At 42.8% G+C, this 3451-nt stretch carries 3 protein-coding genes; 2 read left to right on the top strand and 1 reads right to left on the bottom strand.

Translation table 11 applies throughout. From position 1 onward, the window contains the following. Together QVA83_RS15670 and QVA83_RS15665 are read left to right on the top strand one after the other, a co-directional pair. Positions 1 to 830, top strand: an 830-nt coding sequence (locus QVA83_RS15670) for an XrtA-associated tyrosine autokinase (RefSeq protein ID WP_287498669.1), incomplete at its 5' end; no start/stop codon positions are given. Then, positions 799 to 2475, top strand: coding sequence for a porin family protein (locus QVA83_RS15665; protein ID WP_502711468.1), 1677 nt, complete (start codon positions 799 to 801; stop codon positions 2473 to 2475). The genes QVA83_RS15670 and QVA83_RS15665, both read left to right, overlap by 32 nt. 139 nt (positions 2476 to 2614) lie before the next feature. Here QVA83_RS15665 and QVA83_RS15660 read toward each other — a convergent pair. After that, the coding region (locus tag QVA83_RS15660; RefSeq protein WP_287498667.1) for an AAA family ATPase at positions 2615 to 3451 on the bottom strand (837 nt) is incomplete at its 5' end.

Genomic DNA, 3451 nt, shown 5'->3' with positions numbered 1-3451 from the left:
AGGTATCAATTGACAAACCTACACCCGCAGAGCTTCCTGCTGAAACCGTGATCGCTGATGAAAAGGAATTTATCAATAAGAAATCTCCACTCGACGAATTTGTTATCGATTTTGCGCGTCTTGATAAGAATGGGCATATTTCTCTAAACGGTGAGAGAAAGCAAATTAATGAAGAGTACCGCGAAATAAAGCGTAAGCTTTTAGCAAACGCCTTTGGCTCTTTAGCGAAAACCCTTCACAACCCAAACATTATTATGGTTACCAGTAGTCGCCCTTCTGAAGGGAAGACATTCACTGCAACCAACCTGGCAATGAGTATCGCATCAGAGCAGGATAAAACTGTACTTCTTGTGGACGCCGATGTACTTAAGCCTAACGTATTAAACACATTAGGATTAGAACGTCGTAAAGGGCTAATGGAATATTTGACCGGAGACGTTGACGATATTTCAGATGTGCTGTACCCAACTAACATCGATAAGCTGAAAATTATTCCTGCAGGAAAGTCGCACCATTTGTCTACCGAACTGCTAGCAAGCCAGAAAATGCATGACACTGTTAATGAATTTGCTAACAGATACCCAGATCGAATAGTTATTTTTGATACGCCTCCTCTCATTGGTATAAACGAGAGTGCTATTCTCGCTAATTTCGCTGGCCAAGCGGTTGTTGTCGTAGAAGAGGGCAAAGCGAAGATAGGCGATATTAAAATGTCTGTGGAGCGATTGAACCCAGAAATGGCCATAGGATTTGTAGTGAACAAGTCTGTACATAACGACACCGATGGAAGCGGATATTATGGGTATTATTACTCAGAGCGCAGCGAATAGGCGCAATACAATGCCTAAAAGAAGAATAATAAAGCCGACACTTGTTGCTGCAGCCGTCGCAACAAGTCTACCTGCTTTTGCAAAACTTGACGTGAATGCTGTTGCCACAGCCGAAACCATCTACCAAAGTGTCGATACTGAGGAAAATGGCAACCGTTCACTTACCACAGTAACTGTGGCGCCTAAAGTAAACGCAACTTATCAAACAAGAACATTTCAAGGGTTATGGTCTGGTACCTATACTCATCTTGAGCGCGATAACGACGATGCTAGCCAGCGCCAAGATTACGCAGAGTACAGCTATTCAGCGCAGTGGGTACCTTTTGAAAATCTACTGTCCTTTCAAGCGACTGGGGCTTTAAATTATCAAAATACCAATTCAGCAAACTTTTTAGTAAGCGACTTTATTGCAAACTCTGACAGTTTGGCGAAAACTCGCTCGAATCGAGTATCTTCTACGCTTACACTAGATCAAGGCGACTGGGTAAGAGGACAAGGCACAGCCTCTTACTCAGATACAGCATCGGAGCGCTCATTGACTAACAACAATGCTCTGGATAATGACAGTTATCAACTCTCAGGTACTTTACTCAACGGCGATGAAGCCAAGTATTTCATCTGGTCAGTTACGGGTACTTATCAGAATACTGAGCGAGGTCAAACAAACGATGGTGACTTTGAATCGAGAACTGGTGACGGTTATATAGATACTCGAATTTATGGCGACTGGGCCATTCGTTTAACTGCAAGGCACGAAGCTAACCAAATTTCAGACAGAGATGACACGAACAGTTTAGTAAGAGAGTTTAATTCTTATGGGGTGGGATTAACTTACCGTCAAGCTGAGAATCGCTATATATCATTAACGGCCAATAAGAGCGATTCCGATCTAGAAGAAGACGATGGTGAAACATTCGTAGGTGTTGATATGCAATGGGCACTGAGCACTCGTACACGGGTTGCTGCTACTTACGGGCGTCGTTTTTATGGTGAATCGGCATCAGCGAGTATTGGATACAACTCCAAATACTTACGCACCTCATTCAGCTATTCAGAAGACGTTACAAACACGTCTCGCTTGTTAGCTGATCCAGAGAACTTAGGCGTATTTGTTTGCCCAGCTTCATCGACATCCATTGCTGACTGTTTTCAGCCCAATAGCTTAAGTTATACACCCTCCGCGGGAGAGCAATTGGTGCAGCTTACTTCACAAAATCTAGAGTTTGATGACAACATCATTCTGCGAAAAAGTGCAAATTTTCAAGCAGGTTATGACTTTTCTAGAATTACCCTCGCTTTTTCTTGGCGATATGCCGAAGATGATTACTTAGACGAAGATAGACTAAGACGCACCTACTCTTTCGGTACAAACGTAGCCTATAAAATTGGTAGCTATACCAACATAACTAGCAGTATTAACTACGCCAATATCACAGGTCAGGGTGCAGAAGACGTATTCAGAGGCGAAAGCGACAACTGGAATGCATCCATTGGTTTAGAAAGAGAGTTCGGTCGCCGGTTAAAAGCAAGTATTGATGCTAGGTACCTCAAGCAAGAGGGAGATTTGAATACAGGCATATCTCAGTTTGGTAACAACTATACCGACAGACGCTTAAGCGCATCTATTACCTACACCTATGACTAATTCACTGAATTTTTCAATCTACCGGTTGTAGTTTGTAGGCAGTACTAGTCAACTAAACTCAATAAAAAAGCGCCCGATTTTACGTTAGTAAAAAGGCGCTTTTTTTGTTTATCAAATGATGGTGGCTACAAAGAAAGTATCACTCTTTCTTATCATCACTCTTTAGCCGTACGTAAGTCTTAAATTTCTTCTTCATGAGTTTGTCCACGTATTGCGTCATTTTCACTTTTTGTGAAATGGCGTCATCTAAAGCATCAACTAATTCAGCTAACATATCCAAGTAGTATTTGGTGTCGCGAATAACATTGCCTTTAGGTGTCATGATAGTTTGGCTTTCAGGGTGGTCAGCAAAGCCCATATGCTCCGTCACTTCCGCGCCCGTTTTATCAGGCTCGAACATCTCTGCTTTTACTTCTTCAATTACTTCGTTTACCGCGTCCGCGTCAAAGCTCTCTAGTTCTTCTAAAAAGCCATAGAGCATTACCCTATCCATTAGGGTATTAATTTTACGAGGGATACCGCGAGAGAACATGTGAATTCGTTCAAACGCCTCTTCACTGAATAACTGTGAGCCATTCCATCCAGCGTGATGCAATCGGTACTCAATGTATTCTTTGCACTCTTCCAATGAAAGCGGAGCGAGATGGCAAGACGCCACAATACGTTGCCTAAATTGCTCCATATTCGGTGCGCGCAGAATAGGCTGCAGTTCTTCTTGCCCCAGCAAAAAGCTTTGAATCAACGGTTTGCCGTTCAGCTGAAAGTTACTCAGCATTCTTAATTCTTCAATGGTCTCTAACGGAAGGTTTTGCGCTTCATCAACCAATAGTAAGGCGCGGCGACCCGCTTTGTTTAGATCGTATAAGAAAATTTCAAGCGCTTTTAAAATATCGGCTTTTGAGCGACCTTCCGTGGGGATATCAAATTTAGACGCGACCATTTTTACCAGTTCGTCTGGCGACAGCTTTGGCGTAAC

Origin of the sequence: Alteromonas sp. AO-Serp, assembly GCF_017849675.1 — a bacterium.
Lineage (GTDB): Bacteria > Pseudomonadota > Gammaproteobacteria > Enterobacterales > Alteromonadaceae > Alteromonas > Alteromonas macleodii.
Note: the sequence above shows the minus strand (reverse complement) of the source record. Positions and strands in the feature narration are given on the sequence as shown.